This is a genomic window from Microcystis sp. LE18-22.4A (assembly GCF_027531105.1).
Taxonomy (GTDB): Bacteria; Cyanobacteriota; Cyanobacteriia; order Cyanobacteriales; family Microcystaceae; genus Microcystis; species Microcystis aeruginosa.
Genome location: NZ_JAPZRB010000424.1, coordinates 1 through 1,623 on the forward strand (window position 1 = coordinate 1; position 1,623 = coordinate 1,623).

Genomic DNA, 1,623 nt, shown 5'->3' on the forward strand with positions numbered 1-1,623 from the left:
GATAATCTATTATATCAGGTAAGGGGGTTGATAGAGATTGGGCGAAAAACTGTTTTAGATCATCCTTGAGAGCGATTAATTGAGGAATATTTTCCAGACTGCGATAAATAATATAATCAAATTGTGGGGCAATTTCTGAAATTAATTTAAGGGTTAAAGCTGTTTTTCCGATTCCACTTAACCCATAAATAGTAATTAATCGAGTTTTATTATCTAGCCATTCTTTTAAGGTTGATATTTCTAACTTACGTCCATAGTTATACCTTAATTCAGGAGCTTTTGTTAGGTTAATTATGGGGGATTGATGACCATTATCTGGAAAATTTGAAGACTTTTTTAAGTTGTTTTCTGAATAGGGATTATTTTCTCTACAGATATTTATATGGTTATTGCCGATATTATTACAATGATGGTTAGCAAAGTGATAAATAGTAGATGAAGCTTTATTTTCTAAAATGGAACGAACATTAGACTTTTTTATATCTTCTTCAAAAACATCAGATAACAGTTGCCATAATTTCCATGCTTCTTTTTTTATATGGTCATAACTGCGCTGATTATCTTTGGCAATTTTTTCGTAATCTTGATGTTCCCAAATACCCTGTAAGATGGATTCTTGCAATGAATCAAGATGTTTACCAGTTTTCTCTAATACCTGTTTATCTGTCCATTCTAAAAGGGTTTGAATATCCATATAAGTAAGTGATAGAACATTTGTATTGCTGGTTGGGATAAGGGAACATATTTTAGTTTTCTCGTTTTTTTATAAATATTTGCCAAATTATTTTATTTCTGACATTTAAACCTCCTGATTTGTTTCCGACTGTCACCTGTTACTTAATCGATTAATATTAATTCCAATGCTTGATTAATAATTTTATTTTTATCGATCATAGCCTCAATTTCTTCTGGTTTATATATACCTTCAAAAGCTTCTAATGCCGCTTGTCTTAAAGCGGAATAATAAGCATCATCTAAGGTTTCTTTTAATTCTTCTATTGTTAGATAATTTCCTCCAGTTTTACGTCGTTGATTAATGCGTTGAATCTGTTTAACAGAATTAGAAATAGAGGTTTCCCATGAGCGTGTACTGCGTTTTTCTGCTTGCTGTTTAATCAGATGTAATAGGACAATAATACTAAAGCTAAAAATCTTATTGAGCTTATCATCTTTGCTCATTTCTGTCATTTCCTCTACCAAGATTAAGGCATCGGGAACATTGCCAGCTAGTAATAGATTTTTTAACTCTAATAATTCTTCCATTTTTTGCCTTTTTTTGACTGATTAACCTCTTAATTTAGTAATTTGTTCCGCATTTAAATTAACCCAAGTTGCTAGTTATAAGCTTCGCTAGTTCGATCCCCCTAAATCCCCCTTAAAAAGGGGGACTTTGAGTCTGGTTCCCTCCTTAAAAAGGGAGACTTTGAGTCTGGTTCCCTCCTTTTTGCCACTAAATCCCACTTTATCCCACAAAAATTATTGTATCAGAAAATCCAAAATGGCCACAAATTCCCACAGACAAAACCAAAGTGAACATCTAGATTGTAAGAATCACTTAGTTTTTTGGAGTCTTATCAGGTTATGAACAAGATACTAGCTAATTGTATCAGCTTAGGGATCGGA

2 protein-coding genes are annotated in these 1,623 nt (G+C 32.3%); both read right to left on the bottom strand.

What is annotated here, in order from left to right:
- Window positions 1-694: ATP-binding protein (locus tag O9295_RS18705; protein WP_288034450.1), on the bottom strand; the 694-nt coding region annotated here is incomplete at its 3' end.
- 143 nt (window positions 695-837) lie between these two features.
- Window positions 838-1,263: a DUF29 family protein gene (locus O9295_RS18710; protein ID WP_288034453.1), complete on the bottom strand. Its 426-nt coding sequence runs from the start codon at window positions 1,261-1,263 to the stop codon at window positions 838-840.
- Window positions 1,264-1,623: the final 360 nt, after the last annotated feature.

Coding starts and splice junctions, on each gene's coding strand:
- O9295_RS18710 (WP_288034453.1), bottom strand. CDS start 1,263: ATGGAAGAATTATTAGAGTTAAAAAATCTATTACTAGCTGGCAATGTT.